Source organism: Phycicoccus sp. 3266 (assembly GCF_031456495.1).
Lineage (GTDB): Bacteria > Actinomycetota > Actinomycetes > Actinomycetales > Dermatophilaceae > Pedococcus.
The window spans coordinates 577,696-595,348 of the sequence record NZ_JAVDUW010000001.1 but is presented as its reverse complement, the minus strand read 5'-3'; the positions used below and the strand labels follow the sequence as shown (position 1 = coordinate 595,348).

At 73.3% G+C, this 17,653-nt stretch carries 16 protein-coding genes; 10 read left to right on the top strand and 6 right to left on the bottom strand.

Features of this window, described 5'->3' with window-relative positions; translation table 11 throughout:
* Positions 1–25: 25 nt before the first annotated feature.
* Positions 26–676, bottom strand: a complete 651-nt coding sequence (locus J2X64_RS02965) for a response regulator transcription factor (RefSeq protein ID WP_310149359.1) — start codon at positions 674–676, stop codon at positions 26–28.
* Positions 673–2,286 carry a histidine kinase gene (locus J2X64_RS02960; RefSeq protein ID WP_310149356.1) on the bottom strand — a complete coding sequence of 538 codons (1,614 nt, stop codon included), beginning with the start codon at positions 2,284–2,286 and terminating at the stop codon, positions 673–675. The genes J2X64_RS02965 and J2X64_RS02960 overlap by 4 nt, the downstream gene beginning before the upstream one ends.
* A gap of 268 nt (positions 2,287–2,554) precedes the next feature.
* On the opposite strand from J2X64_RS02960, the gene J2X64_RS02955 reads away from it, so the two are divergent.
* From J2X64_RS02955 to J2X64_RS02940, 4 genes are all read left to right on the top strand, one after another.
* Positions 2,555–3,169, top strand: a complete 615-nt coding sequence (locus tag J2X64_RS02955; protein WP_310149354.1) for a phosphoribosyltransferase family protein — start codon at positions 2,555–2,557, stop codon at positions 3,167–3,169.
* Between the two features lie 231 nt (positions 3,170–3,400).
* Positions 3,401–4,048, top strand: coding sequence for a ribosome hibernation-promoting factor, HPF/YfiA family (gene hpf / locus J2X64_RS02950; protein WP_310149351.1), 648 nt, complete (start codon positions 3,401–3,403; stop codon positions 4,046–4,048).
* A gap of 83 nt (positions 4,049–4,131) precedes the next feature.
* Positions 4,132–4,830 carry a response regulator transcription factor gene (locus tag J2X64_RS02945; RefSeq protein WP_310149348.1) on the top strand — a complete coding sequence of 233 codons (699 nt, stop codon included), beginning with the start codon at positions 4,132–4,134 and terminating at the stop codon, positions 4,828–4,830.
* The gene (locus J2X64_RS02940) at positions 4,827–6,050 is read left to right on the top strand and encodes a DNA glycosylase AlkZ-like family protein (RefSeq protein ID WP_310149345.1); all 1,224 of its coding nucleotides are present in this window, start codon (positions 4,827–4,829) and stop codon (positions 6,048–6,050) included. The genes J2X64_RS02945 and J2X64_RS02940 overlap by 4 nt, the downstream gene beginning before the upstream one ends.
* Here J2X64_RS02940 and J2X64_RS02935 read toward each other — a convergent pair.
* Positions 6,000–7,850 carry a histidine kinase N-terminal 7TM domain-containing protein gene (locus tag J2X64_RS02935; RefSeq protein WP_310149341.1) on the bottom strand — a complete coding sequence of 617 codons (1,851 nt, stop codon included), beginning with the start codon at positions 7,848–7,850 and terminating at the stop codon, positions 6,000–6,002. The two genes, J2X64_RS02940 and J2X64_RS02935, sit on opposite strands and share 51 nt — an antisense overlap.
* A gap of 214 nt (positions 7,851–8,064) precedes the next feature.
* Between J2X64_RS02935 and J2X64_RS02930 the strand changes: the two genes are divergently transcribed.
* From J2X64_RS02930 to secA, 3 genes are all read left to right on the top strand, one after another.
* A complete protein-coding gene (locus J2X64_RS02930; RefSeq protein WP_310149338.1) occupies positions 8,065–9,414 on the top strand; it encodes an MFS transporter in 1,350 nt (449 codons plus the stop codon).
* A gap of 38 nt (positions 9,415–9,452) precedes the next feature.
* Positions 9,453–9,740 carry a GNAT family N-acetyltransferase gene (locus J2X64_RS02925; RefSeq protein WP_310149337.1) on the top strand — a complete coding sequence of 96 codons (288 nt, stop codon included), beginning with the start codon at positions 9,453–9,455 and terminating at the stop codon, positions 9,738–9,740.
* Positions 9,741–9,912: 172 nt separating this feature from the next.
* The gene (secA, locus tag J2X64_RS02920) at positions 9,913–12,810 is read left to right on the top strand and encodes a preprotein translocase subunit SecA (protein ID WP_310149334.1); all 2,898 of its coding nucleotides are present in this window, start codon (positions 9,913–9,915) and stop codon (positions 12,808–12,810) included.
* A 101-nt stretch (positions 12,811–12,911) separates the two neighbouring features.
* Here the strand turns inward: secA and J2X64_RS02915 are convergent, their stop codons facing one another.
* Positions 12,912–13,538, bottom strand: a complete 627-nt coding sequence (locus J2X64_RS02915) for an Rv3235 family protein (protein WP_310149332.1) — start codon at positions 13,536–13,538, stop codon at positions 12,912–12,914.
* Positions 13,535–14,398 (bottom strand): hypothetical protein, encoded by an 864-nt coding sequence (locus tag J2X64_RS02910; protein WP_310149329.1) that lies wholly within the window; start codon positions 14,396–14,398, stop codon positions 13,535–13,537. Before J2X64_RS02910 ends, J2X64_RS02915 begins: the two co-directional genes overlap by 4 nt.
* A 125-nt stretch (positions 14,399–14,523) precedes the next feature.
* On the opposite strand from J2X64_RS02910, the gene J2X64_RS02905 reads away from it, so the two are divergent.
* A complete protein-coding gene (locus J2X64_RS02905; RefSeq protein ID WP_310149328.1) occupies positions 14,524–15,066 on the top strand; it encodes a hypothetical protein in 543 nt (180 codons plus the stop codon).
* A 192-nt stretch (positions 15,067–15,258) separates the two neighbouring features.
* Here J2X64_RS02905 and J2X64_RS02900 read toward each other — a convergent pair whose 3' ends face one another.
* A complete protein-coding gene (locus tag J2X64_RS02900; RefSeq protein WP_310149325.1) occupies positions 15,259–15,483 on the bottom strand; it encodes a helix-turn-helix domain-containing protein in 225 nt (74 codons plus the stop codon).
* Between the two features lie 238 nt (positions 15,484–15,721).
* On the opposite strand from J2X64_RS02900, the gene J2X64_RS02895 reads away from it, so the two are divergent.
* Both J2X64_RS02895 and J2X64_RS02890 read left to right on the top strand, forming a co-directional pair.
* Positions 15,722–16,390 (top strand): SAF domain-containing protein, encoded by a 669-nt coding sequence (locus J2X64_RS02895; protein WP_310149322.1) that lies wholly within the window; start codon positions 15,722–15,724, stop codon positions 16,388–16,390.
* Entirely contained in the window at positions 16,387–17,646 is a 1,260-nt protein-coding gene (locus tag J2X64_RS02890; RefSeq protein WP_310149319.1) for a hypothetical protein, read from the top strand. Before J2X64_RS02895 ends, J2X64_RS02890 begins: the two co-directional genes overlap by 4 nt.
* The last annotated feature ends 7 nt before the right edge of the window (positions 17,647–17,653 follow it).

Genomic DNA, 17,653 nt, shown 5'->3' with positions numbered 1-17,653 from the left:
GGTGCCACCCTTCGGCGTTGGGGCGTCAGCGGTTGGTCTGGCCGACCGCCTCCGCCTTCACCAGGCCGAGACGCAGCGCCGCCATGACGGCCGACGCGCGGTTGTGGGCGCCGAGCTTCTCGTAGACCTTCGACACGTGGGTCTTCACCGTGGACTCGCTCATGTAGAGCCGCTTCGCGACGGCAGCGATCGAGTCGCCGGCGACGAGCCGGTCGAGCACCTCGGCCTCGCGGGGCGTGAGGCGCGGCTTGTCGTTGGAGTCGCGGCGGCGCAGGGCCTCGGCGAGGCCCGTGGCCATGAACGCGTCGGGCGCCACGGCGGCCCGGCGCACGGCGGCGATGACCTCGTCCGAGGGCGCCGACTTGAGCACGAGGGCGGACGCGCCGAGATCGAGGGCCTCGAGCAGCGTCTCGTCGTCGTTGTGCATCGTGAGCACGACGATGCCCAGACGGGGTGAGGCCTCGCGCGCCGCACGGGCCAGGACGAGGCCGGAGCCGTCCGGCATCGACACGTCGACGACGAGGACATGGATGAGGTTGGCGGCGAGCACGGCCTTGCCCTCGGCGATCCCACCAGCCTGGCCGACCACCTTGAGGTCGTCCTCGCTGTCGATCATCCGGCACACCGCCTCACGGACGAGGGTGTGGTCGTCGATCACCACGACGTTGATGGTCATGACGGTTGGGGGATCCTTTCGTTCGACAGCGTTGCCGACGGAGCGCCGCCACGTCCCCGCATACGCATGCGGATGGCGACGCCGTCACCAGCGTAGGGCTCGACGACGATCTCGCCGCCCAGCCCGGTCAGGGGGTTGTCGGTGAAGTCACGCTCGGTGAGGGAGCTGGTCCCGTTGTGGCCCATCCAGAGCTCGACGCGCGGGGCCGCGACGTTGAGGCGGACCTCGACCGTGGTGGCGTTGAGCGAGTGCCTCGCGTCGGCCAGCACCTGGAGGAAGAGCCGGTAGATGAGCACCTCGGTGTGCGCCGGCAGCCGGAAACCGTTCTCGCTCAGGTGCATCCGCGTGGTGACGCCCGAGCTGGAGCCGAAGTTCTGGAGCCGGGCGCCGATCATCGCGCCGAGGCCGGTGTCGGGGCGGACGGCGATCCGCAGGTCCGCGATGTGCAGCCGCAGGTCCGCCAGCACCCGCGAGACCTCCTCGCGCAGGCCGTCGAGGTCGTCGGCCAGGGCGGAGCCCTGGTTGCGCGCCGTGCGGCGCAGGGAGTCGATCCCGAACCCGAGCGCCACCATCTCCTGGGCGATGCCGTCGTGCATCTCCCGGGCCAGCCGCTCGCGCTCCTCCAGCCCGGCTCGCTCGCGCAGGCCGGCGAAGAGGACCGACAGGTCGATGTTCGTGGAGTGCCGCTCGGCGACTACCACGGCGGCGTCGAGGTCGTCGGCCGTGAACGGGGTGACGAGCGGCCGGTCCGCGACGAGCAGGCCCATCCGATGGCCGTTCTCGTCGTTGAGGGGGACAGCGAGCAGCGACCGGCCGACGAGGTCCTCGGTCCACTCGGTCAGGGTCGCGGTGCCGTTGTGCCACGCCGGGCCCAGGACGGAGCCGGGCTCCGTCGGGTCGGGCCACGGGGTGCGGTCGGCGCCGCGGATCGCCAGCGGGACGGCTGGGTCGGTTCCGTACCCGACGAGGATCGCGCTGCGGGCCGCGCGCATTTGGCTGGCGAGGTCCTGCAACGCCATCTCGGCGGAGGCCGGTGCGTCGAAACCGGTGTCGAGCGTGTCGGCCAGCTCGTGCAGCCGGCGCAGCAGCAGCCCCGCCTCAGCTGCGACGTTGGCGTCGACGGTCGGGGCCTCGGGCTCGAGCGCGTGCGACCAGGCACCGAGCATCCCGAAGAGCAGGGCGAGCAGGACGGCCAGGCCGATGCTCACGGCCTCGGCGGGGTCCAGACGGTGGAGCTGCCACGCGGTCAGCAGGGCGATGGGTGCGCTGAGGGCCGGGACGACGAGCGCGCCGCGGTGCCGGAACCTGGTCCCTGCGTGGTATGCCGGGATGAGGACGAGCAGCTTGGCCCAGCCACCGGCGTAGCCCATGGCGAGGCCGGCGACCAGGGCCGACCCGCAGAGCAGCGCCCAGACCTGCGCCCGCCGGACCGCCGTGTCGAGGACGGTGAGGTAGGCCAGCCCGGCCGCGGTGAGGTCGAGGGTGAGGACGAGGAGAATCCAGGGGAGGCCGGCGAGCAGGTTCCCGTCGATGTACGCGAACATTCCCGCGAGCAGGGCGAACGCCAGGCGGAGCCTGGTGGACACCGCGAGGTGGGGCATCCACTTCATCTGTGCCTCCCGTCTCACCCGGCTCCGACGTCCCGCTGTCCACAGGCCGGTCCACAGCCTAGTCGCGTCCACAGGTCCGCGTCGCCCGATCGCCTGCAACAGCCGAGGTCACGACTCTGGTGCGGTGCCCGTCGTCGCAGTTCTGAGGAGCCTGGTGGACCTCGCGGTGCCGCCGTCGTGCGCTGCCTGCGGCCGACCCGACTGCGGCCTGTGCGGGACGTGCCGGGACGAGCTGGCGTCGGCGCGCTGGCCGGATGGTCCTCGCGCCGTGGCACCGACCCCCTGCCCCGACGGCCTGCCGCCGGTCGTGGCGAGTACCGCCTTCGCGGGCACGGCCGCACGCCTGGTGGTGGCCCACAAGGATCGGGACCGCAGGGACTGTGCCCCGGTCCTGGCGCACCTGCTGGCCTCGAGCATCGAGGGCGCGCTGGTCCTGCAGCCGGCCCTCGCGAGCTCGCTGGCGGCCGGCGCCGGACCGCTGCTCGTCGTCCCGGTCCCGTCCTCCGCCCGGGCGCGCCGCGCGCGGGGCGACTCGCCGCTGGTCGACCTGGCCCGCCGGGCGGTCCGCGGGTTCCCGCCGGGGGAGGTGGTCGTGGCGCGGGCGCTCACGGTCAGGCGGCGCGTCGCGGACCAGGCGGGTCTGGGCGCCGCGGACCGGGCGGCCAACCTCGAGCACGCGTTCGCCGTCCGCCCCCGGTGGCGCGACCTCGTGGGGCGGTCGCCGTGCCTGCTCGTCGACGACGTGCTGACCACGGGCGCGACCCTCGCGGAGGCCGCGCGCGCCCTGCGTGCGGCGGGTGCTCCGCGCGTCCTGGCGGCGGTCGCCTGCGCCACCGAGCGCCGGATTCCGGGCATTCGGAACGGGTCTGCCAGCACCGGGTAAACGTTGGGTCAGATGCGCTGTCGCATTCCCGCCGGAGCGTCTACCGTCGGTACATGGCCCCCCTGGCCCACGCGCTGGACGCGTACACAGGGCGTCGCGGACCGAGTCCGACCGGCGCCCCGGCGAGGGGAGCGGACTCTCCTGTCGTCGCGGTCGGGAGGTGGTGCCGCGGCTGACTTCCCGGGTCCTGCCGCTCCCGACACCCCATCCGCCGTAACCATGGAGGACACCGTGGAAATTGTCGTCACCGGACGTCACATGCAGGTCTCGGACCGTTTCCGTGCCCACCTCGACGAGAAGCTGGCGAAGATTCCCCAGCTCGCTCCCCGCGCCCAGCGGGTCGATGTCGTGGTGAGTCACGAGCCGAACAAGCGCCAGTCGAAGGCGTGCGAGCGGGTCGAGATCACCTGCCACGTGAAGGGCCCGATCGTGCGGGCGGAGGCCTGCCTCGACGACAAGTACGGCGCGCTCGACCTCGCCATGGACAAGCTCATGGAGCGATTGCGACGGGCACAGGATCGCAAGCGGGTGCACCGTGGCCGGCACACGCCCGAGTCCGTCGCGGAGGCGAGCGCCCGGTTCGAGGCGAACGGGTCCGCGGTCGTCGAGGACGCCGGCTCCGCAGCCGACGAGTCCGACCACGACCGCTTCGGGACGCAGGGCAACTCGCCGATCGAGGTCCGGGAGAAGATCCACGCCTCGACGCCGATGGGCCTGGACCAGGCCGTCCGCGAGATGGAGCTCGTCGGGCACGACTTCTACCTCTACCACGACGAGGACACCGGCCAGCCGAGCGTCGTCTATCGCCGCCGGGGCTGGTCCTACGGCGTGATCCACCTCGACGTGGCCGAGCCCGAGACCTCCCGAAAGGTCTCCTGACCTGCACCGACGAGGGCCGGCGCGGCGGGGTCCGAACGTGGAGACCTGCCGCAGCCGGCCCTCTGTCATGACAGAATGCGCAGGTGACCGAGGACCCGCAGGCCGCGCCGGCTGCCGACCCCATCCGGGTCGTCATCGCGGACGACCACGTCCTCTACCGTCGCGGGCTCCAGATGGTCGTCTCCCAGGACGACGACATCGAGATCGTCGGCGAGGCCGGTGACGGCAAGGAGGCCGTCGACCGCACGGTGGAGCTGCTGCCCGACGTCGTCCTCATGGACGTGCGCATGCCGCACACCTCCGGCATCGAGGCGTGCCAGAAGATCAAGTCCCAGGTCCCGTCGACCAAGATCATCATGCTGACGATGTCCGACGAGGAGTCCGACCTCTACGAGGCCGTCAAGGCCGGGGCCAACGGCTACCTCCTCAAGGACGTGCCCGGCGAGGAGATCGCCGACGGCGTCCGCGCGGTCCACAACGGCGACTCGCTCATCTCGCCGTCGATGGCCTCCAAGCTGCTCGCGGAGTTCGCCCTCATGAGCCGGCGCCAGGGGGAGCGGCCGTCGGCCGTCGGCGCCCCCCGCCTCACCGAGCGCGAGCTCGAGGTGCTGCGCCTGGTCGCCCGCGGACTGGCGAACAAGGAGATCGCGCACGACCTGTTCATCTCCGAGAACACCGTCAAGAACCACGTCCGCAACATCCTCGAGAAGCTCCAGCTGCACTCGCGCATGGAGGCCGCGATGTATGCCGTGCGGGAGAACCTGCTCGAACCCGACGAGTGACCGGCCCGGCCGCCGTGCGCCTCACGACGTCCCAGGCGCGACGGGTCACCCTCGCGGCGCAGGGGTTCCTCGACGCCCGGCCTGAGCCCGGTGCCGCGACCATGCGGCACCTCCAGCGCGTCGTCGACCGGGTGCAGGTCGTGCAGATCGACAGCGTCAACGTCGTCACCCGCAGCCAGTACCTCCCGTTCTTCTCCCGGCTCGGGCCCTACGACACGGCCCTGCTCGATCGTGCGCGTGACCGGTCGCCGCGCCGGCTCGTCGAGTACTGGGCGCACGAGGCGAGCCTGGTCCCGCCGACCACGTGGCCGCTGCTGGACTTCCGGATGCGTCGCGCGCTGGACGACGCCTGGGGCGGGATGCAGCGGGTCGCCCGCGACCACCCGGAGCTCGTCGAGGCGGTGTTCGCCGAGGTGGTCGAGCGGGGGCCGGTGACCTCCCGGCAGCTCGAGGCCGCGATCGAGCACGACCTGCCGCGCGAGCGCGACCAGTGGGGCTGGAACTGGTCGCTGGTCAAGAACGCCCTCGAGCACCTGTTCTGGTCGGGCCGCATCTCCTCGGCCGGCCGGACCCAGCAGTTCGAGCGCCGGTACGCCTCGCTCGAGCGGGTGCTGCCCAAGGAGGTGCTGGCGGTCGCGGCCCGCCCGCAGGACCGCCCGGACGACGCCACCGCCTTCCGCGCCCTCGTCGAGCTGTCGGCCCGCGCGCACGGCGTCGGCACCGAGCAGTGCCTGCGCGACTACTTCCGGCTCAAGCCCGACCAGGCCCGTCCGGCCATCGAGTCGCTGGTCGCCGAGGGGGTCCTGGTGCCGGCCACCATCGACGGCTGGCGGCGCCCGGCATACCTGCACGCGGAGGCCCGCCGGCCGCGGCGGGTGGACGCGCGCGCCCTCCTCAGCCCGTTCGACTCCCTCATCTGGCAGCGCGACCGCACGGCCGCCCTCTTCGGCTTCGACTTCCGCCTCGAGATCTACGTGCCCGCGGCGCAGAGGGTGCACGGGTACTACGTGCTGCCGTTCCTCTTCGGTGAGCACCTCGTCGCCCGCTGCGACCTCAAGGCCGACCGGGCGACGGGGGTGCTGCGGGTCCACGCCGTCCACTGGGAACCGGGGGCCCCGGTCGAAGCCCGCGCCGCCCTCGACGAGGAGCTCGCGTCGCTCGCCGGCTGGCTAGGCCTGTCCCGCGTGACCGGCGAGCTCGTGGGTGCCCTCGCCCGCTGACCCGCCCGAGGCGCGCAGGAGCAGCACCGCCAGGTCGTCCTCGAGCTGGCCGCCGTGGAAGCCGCGCACGGCCTCGACGAGGTGGTCCACGACCGCCTGTGTGTGCTCGTCGCCGTGGCGGGCCAGCACGGTCTCCACCCGCTCGCTCTCGAACATCGCCGGGCCCCGGCGAGACTCCACGAGCCCGTCGGTGAAGGCGCAGACCAGGTCACCGGGTGCCAGCTCGACGGTCGTGTCGTGCAGCTCGGGGGAGTCGAGCAGGCCGAGCACCGTGCCGGGTACGCCCTCCTCGCTGGTCATGCCGCCCCGGACGACCACCGGCAGCGGGTGCCCGGCCAGGCAGAAGGTGAGCCGGACGCCGTCCGCGTGCGGCTCGACCTGCCCGTAGACGGCGGTGCAGAACTGCTCCGGGTCGGTGGCGCCGACGAGCCGTGTGTTGACGGCCCGCAGCGTGCGGCTCGGCGGGTGCCGCGGGTCGGCGAGTGCGCGGATCGTGTAGCGGGCCGCCGCACTCACCGCCGCGGCCTGCGCGCCCTTGCCGCTCACGTCGCCGAGCACGAACCCCCACGTCCCCGGACCGAGCGCGAAAACGTCGAGGAAGTCGCCGCCCACCTCGCTGCCGTCCCCGGCGGGATGGTACGCGCTGGCGAGCTCGCAGCCGGGCACCTCGGGCAGGCGTCCCGGGACCATGCTCGCCTGCAGGGCGGTGGCGACGCGCTGCTGCTCGGCCAGCACGTGCTGCAGCTCGTTCCGGGCGCGCACGCGCTCGGTCACGTCGCGCAGCACGACCAGCTCGCCGGCGGCGCGTCCGGTCCGGTCGGTGAGCTGCTGTCGCAGCACGTCGAAGGACCGCCGGCCGGTGGGCCCGTCGACGTGCACCTCGGGTATGCCGCCCTCGGGTATGCCGCCCTCGGACGTGCCCGGCTCGGACGAGGCGACCGCGAACCCGACCTCGTGCGGCAGGACGTCGGCGAGGCGCCGCCCGACGAGCGAGCCCCGCGTCGCGGACAGGACCTGCGTGCCGGAGGGGTTGACGTCAGCCACACGCCCGAACGCGTCGAGGACGAACACGGCGTCCGTCATGGTCTCCACCACGGCGCTGCGGGCGAGGGGGGCCAGGTCGGTGAGGCGCTCGCGGAACAGGCCCCACACGAGGACCCCGCCGGTCACGCTGAACGCGAAGGGCGTGAGGTCGATGCGCGCGAACGGCCCGACACCGCCGTTGTGCAGGAAGTTGGCGACCCAGGGCAGCAGGCCCGACGCCATGAGCACGAGAGCCAGCCGCCGGTAGGTGCGTGCGAGGCGCACCATGCTCGTCATGAAGAGCACGGTGGCCACGACGAGCAGCCCGTTGACGTAGACGAGGTGCACCCAGAACAACGGGCCGGTCTCCACCACGACGAGCTGGTCGGTCGCGATGCGCGGCGGGTAGTGGTGCACGAGGTCGTGGGTCGCCGGCACGGCGAGTGCGGTCATGACGACGACCGGCTCGACCGCCAGCAGGAGCAGCAGCCGGCGCGTGACCCGGTGGCCGCGGCCGGTGTACTGCAGGACGAAGCACAGGAACGCCGGCCCGAGCGTGCTGACGCCGAGGTACTTCAGGTCCCCCCACAGGGACTTGGTCGCGACGGCGTCGGAGCTGAGCTCCACGGCATACGCCAGGCCCCACCAGGCCACGGAGCCGAGGACCGCCGCGAGGCTCCAGCCGGTGGGGGTGTCCCGGCGCCAGGCGGCGTACAGCGCCAGGGCGGCCAGCAGCGCGCCGGCGACCGCCATCGACGTCGCGAGCAGCTCCAGCACGCTCGACCCCCTGCCCGGGCTCCTGTCCCCGCGTCCGTCGTGCCCGCAGAGCCCTGCCCAGACCGTAGCCGGGGGAGCGCTGACCCGGGGGCGAAGTGACCAGAACGAGACCCGCCCACCTGCGGGGACGCCGGGGCGGGGGCTGGCGGGAACCGGGCGGCCGTTGTCCGGATCGCGCTGGTCGGGTGGTGACGATGGCAGATACCCTGCGCAGGTGACCGTTCCTGCCGCGCCGCCGGCTGCCCGTCCCTCCCGCGCCGCCGGCCACCGCGCCTGGTGGGTCGCCCTCGTCGTCCTGGGTGCGCTCGTGGCCGCCGCCGGCTTCCGCTCCTCGACCGGCGCCCTGCTCGTGCCGCTCGAGACCGAGTTCGGGTGGTCGCGCGCCACGACGTCCGGGGCCGTCACCGCCAACCTCGTCGTCTACGGCCTGACCGCCCCGTTCGCCGCCGCCCTCATGGAGCGCTTCGGCGTCCGCACCGTCGTCGTGGCAGCGCTCGCGCTCGTAGCCGCCGGCTCGGGGCTCACGACGGTGATGACCGCGCCGTGGGAGCTCTGGCTGCTCTGGGGCCTCGCGATCGGCGTCGGCACCGGTGCCATGGCGCTCGTGCTGGGCTCCGTGGTCGCCAACCGCTGGTTCGTGGAGTCCCGCCGCGGCCTCGTGACCGGGGTCTTCTCCGCCGCGGGGGCAGCCGGCCAGCTCGTCTTCCTGCCCGGGATCGCGGCGCTCGCGACCGGACCCGGCTGGCGCTGGGCTGCGCTCGTCGTCGCCGGCGCCTCGGTGCTGCTCGTGCCCCTGGTCCTGCTCGTGGTCCGTGACCACCCGGCCGACGTCGGGCAGCCCCCGTACGGCTCCGAGCCCGGTGCCCTGCCCGAGCCCGCGCCGCCGCGTCACGCCCCCGGCCGTCCAGGCCCGGCCCGGACCGCTGTCGCCGTCCTCCGGTCGAGCACGCGGTCCCGGACGTTCTGGATCCTGTTCGCGACCTTCTGGATCTGCGGCTGGTCCACGAACGGGCTCATCGGCACCCACTTCATCCCTGCCGCGCACGACCACGGCATGCCCGAGACGACCGCGGCCGGCCTGCTGGCCCTGGTCGGGGTCTTCGACCTCGTCGGCACGATCGCCTCGGGCTGGCTCACCGACAAGGTCGACCCGCGGCTGCTGCTCTGCGGCTACTACGGGTTCCGCGGCCTGTCGCTGCTGTTCGTGCCCGCACTGCTCGGCCCGGACATCCACCCCAGCCTGTTCGTGTTCATCGTGTTCTACGGCCTGGACTGGGTGGCGACCGTGCCGCCGACGATCGCGCTGTGCCGCCGGCACTTCGGGGTGGCCCGCTCGAGCGTGGTGTTCGGCTGGGTGTTCGCCGCCCACATGGTCGGCGCCGGCGTCGCCGCGTCGTACGCCGGGTGGGTGCGGCAGGCGACCGGCGACTACTACACCGCGTGGCTCACCGCGGGCGGGCTGTGCCTGTTCGCGGCCCTCGCCTGCCTCGCGATCTCCCGGTCGCCGGGCGAGGAGCGCGACGCGGCGCCGCTCGAGGAGGCCGAGGTCGCGGCCGTCGCCTGAGGTGCGGCAGGGCGGCCCGACGTGATGGGGTTGGGCCCATGAGCGAGACCACCGTCAAGGACAACCCAGACCTCGGCCGCTTCGAGGCCCACGTCGATGGCGCGCTCGCCGGCTTCGCGGCATACCGGCTCTCCGGGGGCCACATCGTCTTCACCCACACCGAGGTGGACGACGCCTACGAGGGCCAGGGGGTCGGCGGCGCGCTGGCGCGCGGCGCCCTGGACCAGGTGCGCGCGGCGGGGGAGCACGACGTCGTGGCGATGTGCCCGTTCATCGCGGCCTGGATCGAGCGCCACCCCGACTACCAGGACCTCGTCGCGCCGTAGCCGCCCCGTGGCGCCGCGCCCCCTCGGAACCGCTCGGCGGGACCCGGCGTTGGCCCTCGAGGGGAGAGTTCCCCCACGCCGTGCGTCCGCGGGTCGGGACCGGTCGACTAACCTAGAGCGGGCCGCCGGCGCAAGGGTCGTCGGAGGCCGCACACTTCCCAGGAGAGACTGCGTGTCCAAGATCGTCGAAAAGCTGCTGCGTGCCGGTGAGGGACGCATCCTCAAGAAGCTCCAGGGCATCGCCGCCCAGGTGAACGCGATCGAGGAGGACTTCGAGAAGCTCAGCGACGCCGAGCTGCGCGCCGAGACCGACGTCTTCCGCAAGCGTCTCAGCGACGGCGAGACGCTCGACGACATCCTCCCGGAAGCGTTCGCGGCCGTGCGGGAGGCGGCCAAGCGGACCATCGGGAAGCGGCACTTCGACGTGCAGCTCATGGGTGGCGCCGCCCTGCACCTGGGGAACGTCGCCGAGATGAAGACCGGTGAGGGCAAGACCCTCGTGGCGACCCTGCCGTCCTACCTCAACGCCCTCGAGGGCAAGGGCGTGCATGTCATCACGGTCAACGACTACCTCGCCGAGTACCAGTCCGAGCTCATGGGGCGCGTCCACCGCGCCCTCGGCCTCGAGACCGGCGTCATCCTCTCGTCGATGACCCCCGAGCAGCGGCGCGCCGAGTACGCCAAGGACATCACCTACGGCACCAACAACGAGTTCGGCTTCGACTACCTGCGCGACAACATGGCGTGGTCGATGGACGAGCTGGTGCAGCGCGGCCACAACTTCGCCATCGTCGACGAGGTCGACTCGATCCTCATCGACGAGGCCCGCACGCCGCTCATCATCAGCGGACCCGCCGACGCCGCGACCAAGTGGTACACCGAGTTCGCGCGCATCGCCCAGCGGCTGACCCGCGGCGAGCTCGAGTCCGGCCAGGGCGACTACGAGGTCGACGAGAAGAAGAAGACCGTCGGTGTCCTCGAGGCCGGCATCGCCAAGGTCGAGGACTACCTCGGCATCGACAACCTCTACGAGTCCGTCAACACCCCGCTCATCGGCTACCTCAACAACGCCATCAAGGCCAAGGAGCTGTTCAAGCGGGACAAGGACTACGTCAACATGAACGGTGAGATCCTCATCGTCGACGAGCACACGGGCCGCATCCTGGCCGGTCGTCGCTACAACGAGGGGATGCACCAGGCGATCGAGGCGAAGGAGGGCGTCGAGATCCAGAACGAGAACCAGACGCTCGCCACGATCACCCTGCAGAACTACTTCCGCATGTACGACAAGCTCTCGGGCATGACGGGCACCGCCCAGACCGAGGCGGCCGAGCTGTACTCGATCTACAAGCTGGGCGTCGTGCCGATCCCGACGAACCGGCCGATGATCCGCATGGACCAGCCGGACCTCGTCTACCGCACCGAGGAGGCGAAGTTCTCCGCGGTGGTCGACGACATCGTCGACCGTCACAAGAAGGGCCAGCCCGTCCTCGTCGGCACCACCTCGGTCGAGAAGAGCGAGTACCTCTCCGACCAGCTGCGTCGCAAGGGCGTCCCGCACGAGGTCCTCAACGCCAAGCAGCACGAGCGTGAGGCCGCGATCGTCGCGCAGGCCGGCCGCAAGGGCGCCGTCACCGTCGCCACCAACATGGCCGGTCGAGGCACCGACATCATGCTGGGCGGCAACCCCGAGTTCATGGCCGTCGCCGCCCTCAAGCAGCGCGGCCTCGACCCCGAGGAGACCCCGGAGGAGTACGAGGCGGCCTGGGACCAGGCGCTCGCCGAGGCCGAGGAGGCCGTCAAGGCCGAGCACGACGAGGTCACCGAGCTCGGCGGCCTGTACGTCCTCGGCACCGAGCGGCACGAGTCGCGCCGCATCGACAACCAGCTGCGTGGACGCTCCGGTCGCCAGGGCGACCCGGGTGAGTCGCGGTTCTACCTGTCGCTGCAGGACGACCTCATGCGCCTGTTCAACGCCGCGATGGTCGACCGGTTCATGACCACGGCCAAGATGGACGACGAGGTGCCGATCGAGTCCAAGATGGTGAGCCGCTCGATCCAGAGCGCGCAGGGCCAGGTCGAGGGCCGCAACTTCGAGATCCGCAAGAACGTCCTCAAGTACGACGACGTCCTCAACCGGCAGCGCACGGTCATCTACGACGAGCGCCGCCGCGTGCTCGAGGGCGAGGACCTGCACGAGCAGATCCGCCACTTCGTCAACGACGTCATCGACAGCTACGTCGCCGCCGAGACCGCCGAGGGCTTCGCCGACGACTGGGACTACGACCGCCTGTGGTCCGCGCTCAAGACCCTCTACCCGGTCTCGATCACGCCCGACGACGTGGCCGACATGGCCGGTGGCCGGTCCGGCATCACCGCCGACCTGCTGCGCGAGCAGATCACCTCCGACGCCCACCACGCCTACGACGCCCGCGAGGCCGAGCTCGGCGAGGACGTCATGCGCGAGGTCGAGCGCCGCGTCGTGCTGTCGGTCCTGGACCGCAAGTGGCGCGAGCACCTCTACGAGATGGACTACCTGCAGGAGGGCATCGGCCTGCGCGCCATGGCCCAGCGCGACCCGCTCGTGGAGTACCAGCGCGAGGGCTTCCAGCTCTTCGAGGCCATGAACGACTCCATCAAGGAGGAGTCGGTCGGCTACCTGTTCAACATCCAGGTGGAGGTCGACCACACCCACGAGGAGACGCCGGCCGTCCAGCCGGTCAGCGTGTCGGACATGCTCGCCGGGTCCGGGCTCTCGAGCGCCGAGCGCGCCGAGGCCGAGGGTGCCGAGGAGCAGCCGGTCGAGGCGCTGACGCCGGCGGAGCCGACGGGAGCCGCGGCCGCGGAGCCCCAGCCGTCGTTCCGGGCCAAGGGCCTCGAGCAGCCGGAGCGCCGCCCGCAGCAGCTGCAGTACTCCGCGCCCACCGAGACCGGTGACGTCGAGCACCGCGCGGTCGGGACGGCGCAGGACACCCTGACCCCCGAGCAGCTCCGGGGAGCTTCGCGCAACGGGCCCTGCCCGTGTGGCTCGGGCAAGAAGTTCAAGATGTGCCACGGCAAGGACCTCTAGCCGAACCCTCACCGGGGCACCTGGTTGCTCCGGCACGGCATACGGACGGCGCCGCCCCCACGGGCGGCGCCGTCCGCGCGTGCTGGGCCCTGGTATAGCGGTCAGCCCACCTGGAGCGCCTCGACCCGCCACCGCCCGTCGAGCCCGACGAGCCGGAACGCCAGGGCCCGGACCCGACCGCCGTCGACGACCACGGCGCTTGCCTCGGCGACCCCGTCGGCGGGCTCGCAGAGCCGGACGCTGCGCACCACGGCCCGGCCGGCGGCGGGTGCCCCGCGACGTCCCTCCCCGGCCGCACGCCTGGCGGAGACGGCGGCGCGACGGGCGACCACGGCATACACCTCGGGCACGGTCCAGCGCAGGAGCTGCGGCGCCGGCCGCGAGCCCGACATGACCTCGACGAGCGCCTGGGCGATGTGGCCCGCCCACTCGCGCGGGTCGGGGAGGTCGTCGCGCCGGGTGGGGCGCGCTCCGAACAGCTGCTCGTCGGTGAGGCTGTCGAAGTCGACGGCCAGGGCGCCCTGGACGTAGCGGGGGTCGTCGCCGTCGCCCTCCGGCCACCACTCGGTGTCGGTCAGCACGGGCGGCCGGTGCCGCGGTGCGGGCATGACGCGCAGCGGGCGCAGTCGCGAGCGTCCGGGCTCGCCGGTCGGCGGGGGCCCGCCCGCGGGCACCGGTGCGCCCGGGTCGGCCGGGCCGGAGGCGGAGGTCCGGGTGGCGGGGCTCATCGCGCCACCGCCTCGGCGTGGGGCGCCCGGAGGACCTGCCCGGGCAGCAGGAGGTCGGGGTCGTCGCCGATGACCGAGCGGTTTGCGGCGTGCCAGCGCGGCCACTGGGCCGCGACCTCGGCGTCGCTCGCCTCCGGGCCGAGGTGGCGCGCCACGATCGACCAGAGACTGTCCCCGCGCAGCACCACCACCTCGGCGGCGGGGGTCCGGCGTGGCGTCCCGGCCACGAGGTCGGGTGACGCCTGCGGTCGCACGACGGGCCGCTCCGGCACCCAGCCGGGCGCGGGGGCCTGCAGGCGGTCCTCGGCCGGGGCGGGTGCCGTCACGGTGAACCCCGGCACCCCGGGGCCGTGACTGCCCCCGGCCCCACCCGGCGCGGCGACGGCCGCGGGGGTAGTGGTCGCGGGGGTCGTGGCCGCTGGGGCAGTGGTCGAGAGGGTAGTGGTGGTTGGGGCCGTCACCGCGAACCCCGGGGAGGGAGCCGGCGCGGCCGAGCCGACGGCGGAGCCCGGCGCGAGGACGCCGCTGACACTCGCGCCGACGAGCACCGCAGCCACCCGCCGAACGACCGCGGGGGACCACGACCGGGACCACCTGTCGAGCGCGCGCCCCACCCGGCCGGGCAGGTGCCCGAGCAGCGACGCCAGGGTGGTGACCGCCAGCCAGGCGCCGACGAGAACGGCCGCAGTGGTGAGGACGGCTCCCACCACCTCGTCGGGCCGGGCGGGACCCGGGGCGAGCACGGCGCCCCACTGGCCGCCAGCCGCGGCGGCGAGCACCGCCTCCAGGCCTGCCCCCACGGCGAGTGCCCCGGTGGCGAGCGCCGCAATTCGTCCCCTTCGTCCGGTCTGTCGTGCCATGTCATCCCCCTGACCATGCCGTTTGCATGTGTTTGCGTGTGTTAGAACGTAACGCCGTGCGTTCGTCGAGGCAAGGGGTCGACGGTGCCGTACGCTCACCACGCCGATCGACGAGGGGGGATGGGATGCGCTGGGAGGACCTGTTCGCGGACCTGGAGTCCCAGTGGGACGCGGAGCAGCGGCGCGAGCTCGACGCCGAGGTCGCGGACCGGACCCGCCGGGAGCGGGCGACGGTCACGCTGGGGGACCGCCTGGCGGGGGCAGGTGCCGGAACCCTGACGGTGACGGTGCGCGACGGGTCACGGGTGGGTGGGCGGGTCGCCGACGTGGGTGAGGGCTGGTTCCTGCTCGGGGAGCCCGGGCGCGCGCCGTGCCTGGTGCCGACGGCGGCGGTCGTGTCGGTGACAGGCCTGCCGGCCAGGGCGGTCGAGAGCTCCCTCGGCCGCAGGTTCGGGCTGGGCTACGCGCTGCGCGCGGTGAGCCGTGACCGCGCCGTCGTGCGGCTCACCGATGTCACGGGATCCACCTGCACCGGCACCATCGACGCGGTGGGCTCGGACCACCTCGAGCTGGCCGAGCACGCTGCTGACCTGCCCCGACGCTCCGAGAACGTGACCGGCCACCGGGTCGTGCCGTTCACTGCGATCGTCCTCGTCCGCCCGGTCTGACGCCGACGCGAGGCGGCGTCGCACCCGCGGGGGCGCCCCCGCCGGCCGTCCCTCGAGGCGGGGACGAGGACCGGATCGGGTCGCAGCCACATCGACTGCGACCGGGGGGTGGCGCTTTCCGAGCCGGCGGGTGCCACGCTCCGCAACTGCGCGTCGGGGTGGACCTGCGGATCGGGGTGGGGCGTCAGCCGGTCAGTCCTGGCCCTGCCCGAAGGGGTGTGCTGCGACGAAGCTCTTGGTCTCGTTGTACATCCGCTGGATGTAGCTCTCGAGCTCGGCGACCTCGACCCGCCACTGTCCCCGACCCCCGACCTTGATCGCGGGCAGCTCGCCGGAGCGGACCAGGGCGTACGCCTGGGCCGAGGAGATGTCCAACACCTCGGAGACCTCGGACAACTGGATGAAGCGCTTGGCCACGGCCAACCCCTCTCTCGCCCCACTTGACTGGGAACTAACCTTCTCTTGACCAACTTTTTACCATGATCGTGCGATGGCGTCTGGTCGATCAGGGAATTCTCGCATCCTCGACCGTTCGGGGGAGTTGACAGCCCGGCCCTGTGGATGACCCCCCTGCTGTGGATTAGCCGGGCGGAACGCCCGTTGGGTGCGCCATGATGGCCGCCGGGGGGACGGACCACAGATCGAGGGGGAGACCGTGAGTGACCTGCCCGTGCCATCGGCGAGCCGGCTGCGTCGGCCCGGCTGGCGTGACGCCCGCCTGCTGGTGGGCCTGCTGCTCGTGCTGGGGTCGGTCGCGCTGGGGTCGTACGTCGTCGCCCACGCCGACGACCGCCTCCCCGTGTACGCCGCAGCCGGGCCGCTGGTGCCGGGCCAGCCCCTGACCGAGGACGACCTGGTCCGGGTCGACGTGCAGCTCGGGTCGCACACGGGCACGTACCTGTCGGCAGCGGCGGGTCTCGCGCCGGACCGCTACGTGCTGCGCGAGGTCCCTGCCGGGGAGCTCGTCCCCGCGTCCGCCGTGGGCGGGCGCGAGCGGGTCGAGGTCCAACCGCTCACCCTCGTCGTCGACGCGGGCTCGGCGGCGCCGCTGCGGGTCGGGACGCGCGTCGACGTCTACGTCAACCCGGTCGACCCGGCCGCGACGGGCACCGCCAAGCGCTACACCGGGCCCGAGCTGGCCCTGCAGGGCGTCTCGGTCGCGGGCCTGCCGAAGACGTCGAGCGGCCTGGGGTCGGGCACCGGGGCCGACCGGCCGATCCAGGTGATGGCGCCGACGGACCGGGTCAAGGACATCATCGGCGCCGTGGACCTGGGCGCACGGGTCACGGTGGTGCCGGTGGCCGGCACCGGGGGAGCCCGGTGACCCGCAGCGTGCTCACCGCCCTGACGGGGGCGTGGGAGCCTGACGTCGTGACGGCGCTGGAGGCCACGTCCGGGTATGCCGTGGCGCGGCGCTGCGCCGACCTCGCCGACCTGCTCGCGACCGCTGCGGCCGGGCTGGGCGACCTGGCGCTCGTCTCCGCCGAGCTCCGCGCGCTCGACCGCCCGGCCCTGCACGAGCTGGCCGAGCACGGGCTCGGGGTGGCGGGAGTGGTGGCCCCTGGCGACGAGGCCGGTGAGCGGCGGCTGCGCCAGCTAGGCCTGGCCGTCGTCGTGCGGGCCGACGTCTCGGCCCCGGAGCTCGAGGACGCCCTCGACGAGGCGGCGTCGGGGTCGCTCGGGGCCGCCGCGGACGCCGCCGTCGACGACCCGGTGGCCGACGACCCCGTCGACCTGACCGCAGGACGCCCCGGCCGGGTGCTGGCCGTGTGGGGCCCCACCGGCGCGCCCGGTCGCAGCACGGTCGCGCTCAACCTCGCCGCCGAGCTGGCCGCCCACGCTCCGACCCTGCTCGTCGACGCCGACACCTACGGGTCCTCGCTCGCCCAGGCCCTCGGGCTGCTCGACGAGGCGCCGGGGATGACGGCGGCCTGCCGCGCCGCCGACCAGGGCGGGCTGGACCTCCTGGCCCTCGCCCGGCTGGCGCCCGAGGTCAGCCCCGGCCTGCGGGTGCTGACCGGCACCCCCAGGCCGCACCGCTGGACCGAGCTGCGGGCCCCGTCCGTGGCCCAGGTGCTCGGGATCGCGCGACAGCTGGCCACGCACGTCGTGGTCGACTGCGGCTTCTGCGTCGAGGACGACGAGGAGCTGTCGTACGACACCCTGGCCCCGCGGCGCAACGCCGCGACCCTGACCGCCCTCGAGGAGGCCGACGACCTGGTCGTCGTGGGGGCGGCCGACCCGATCGGGCTGCAGCGGCTCGTGCGCGCCGTCCAGGACCTCGCCACCGTGCCCTCGCCCACCCCGACCGTCGTCGTCAACAAGGTGCGCGCGTCGGCGGTCGGCTCGCGACCCGAGCGCCGGATCGCCGAGGCCCTGGGGCGGTTCGCCGGGATGGACGATCTGACGTACCTGCCCTGGGACCAGGCCACCCTCGACGCCGCGATGTTCGCGGGCACCACCCTGGTCGACCACGCGCCCCAGTCGGAGCTGCGCCGGGCGCTGCAGTCCCTGGCCACCCGGTGGGCCGGGGACACCGCAGGGGTCAGCCGGCGCTCGCGCCGGGCCGTTCGGCGCTGACACAGGT

What these genes read in the sequence shown, in the direction of transcription:
- J2X64_RS02965 (WP_310149359.1), bottom strand. Translation starts at nt 676, where the DNA reads ATGACCATCAACGTCGTGGTGATCGACGACCACACCCTCGTCCGTGAG.
- J2X64_RS02960 (WP_310149356.1), bottom strand. Translation starts at nt 2,286, where the DNA reads ATGAAGTGGATGCCCCACCTCGCGGTGTCCACCAGGCTCCGCCTGGCG.
- J2X64_RS02925 (WP_310149337.1), top strand. Translation starts at nt 9,453, where the DNA reads ATGAGCGAGACCACCGTCAAGGACAACCCAGACCTCGGCCGCTTCGAG.
- J2X64_RS02915 (WP_310149332.1), bottom strand. Translation starts at nt 13,538, where the DNA reads ATGAGCCCCGCCACCCGGACCTCCGCCTCCGGCCCGGCCGACCCGGGC.
- J2X64_RS02910 (WP_310149329.1), bottom strand. Translation starts at nt 14,398, where the DNA reads ATGGCACGACAGACCGGACGAAGGGGACGAATTGCGGCGCTCGCCACC.
- J2X64_RS02905 (WP_310149328.1), top strand. Translation starts at nt 14,524, where the DNA reads ATGCGCTGGGAGGACCTGTTCGCGGACCTGGAGTCCCAGTGGGACGCG.